Raw genomic sequence first — 1,178 nt, forward strand, 5'->3', positions numbered from 1 at the left:
AAGGAAGGCGTGATCAAACCGGACCTGTACGAGCCGGAGCTCAATCCGGTGTATGCAGCCATGCTCGCTCACTACGGCGTGGTGGCGGACCCAGCCCGCGTACGAGATCCGAATCGCAAGGGCACCGTCGAGAACGCTATCCAGCATACCCAAGGCACGGCCCTGAAGGGGCGCCGGTTCGAGTCGATCGAGGAGCAAAACGCCTTCCTTGATCAATGGGAATCGAACTGGGCGGCCAGAAGGATCCACGGCAGTACCCGTCGCCAGGTTCAGGCGATGTTCGAGGAAGAGCGCCCCCATCTGCGTGCCTTGCCAGCGCGCAACTTCGAATACTTCACCGACAAGGTCTACACGGTCTGCGACGACACGTGCGTACGGGTCGACCACAGCAGTTACGCCGCCCAACCGGCTCCCATTGGCAGCAAGGTGCTGGTGCGTAAATTTGCCCGTCACCTGGAAATACGCAACCTCCAGACACAGACATTGCTGCGCACCCACATTCTGGCCGACAGGCCGGGAACAGTGATCCTGCCGCACGACGAGCGACCGTTCAATCCCTCCCGGGAAACGCGCCGCATCCTCGCGCAGGCCAGGACGATCGGGCCATCGGCCGAACGCCTGTGCCAGCATCTGTTCGACACCGAAGGGCGAGTCGGTCAGCGCAAGCTCTGGGGCATCGTTGGCCTGGTCCGGCGCTACCCCCGCCGCCTGATCGAATCGGCCTGCGAGATCGCAATGAGAGAAGGCGTGCCCAGCTACAAACAGGTCAAGGCGCTGACCGAGCGTCTGCTGGAGCAGGCGCTGGCCGAACTGGACGCGCCCGTCCAGGGCGAACTGCCCTTGACTCAGGAACATCACCTCATCCGGGACGGCGACGACTACGCCGACCTGTTCACCCTCGGCGCCAAGCATAGCGCCGCCATGCCATCATCCAACGGAGATCTCTCTTGAGCATGAGCCTTGCCGAAATCGACCGCGCCCTGCGCGAACTGCGCCTGTCCGGCATCAGCGCGACACTGGAAACCCGGGTGCTGCAAGCCCAGGCCAGCCAGCAGCCATTCCTTGAAACCTTCTCCATGATTCTGCAGGACGAGCTCGATCGACGACAGTCCCGGCTTCTCGAACGACGCTTCCAGCAGTCCGGCCTGGACGAGCGCAAAACCCTGAGCGACTTCGAC

Annotated in this window: 1 protein-coding gene and 1 pseudogene; both read left to right on the top strand. The window is 63.0% G+C overall.

The annotated features are described in order from the left end of the window. Positions 1–951, top strand: a pseudogene (locus EVC45_RS44750) (IS21 family transposase); the annotation flags it as partial. Between the two features lie 2 nt (positions 952–953). Continuing rightward, a partial coding sequence (locus tag EVC45_RS44755; protein ID WP_248295548.1) for an ATP-binding protein occupies positions 954–1,178 on the top strand: 225 nt, incomplete at its 3' end.

This window comes from Paraburkholderia sp. UYCP14C (assembly GCF_004197395.1).
In the GTDB taxonomy this organism is placed as follows: domain Bacteria; phylum Pseudomonadota; class Gammaproteobacteria; order Burkholderiales; family Burkholderiaceae; genus Paraburkholderia.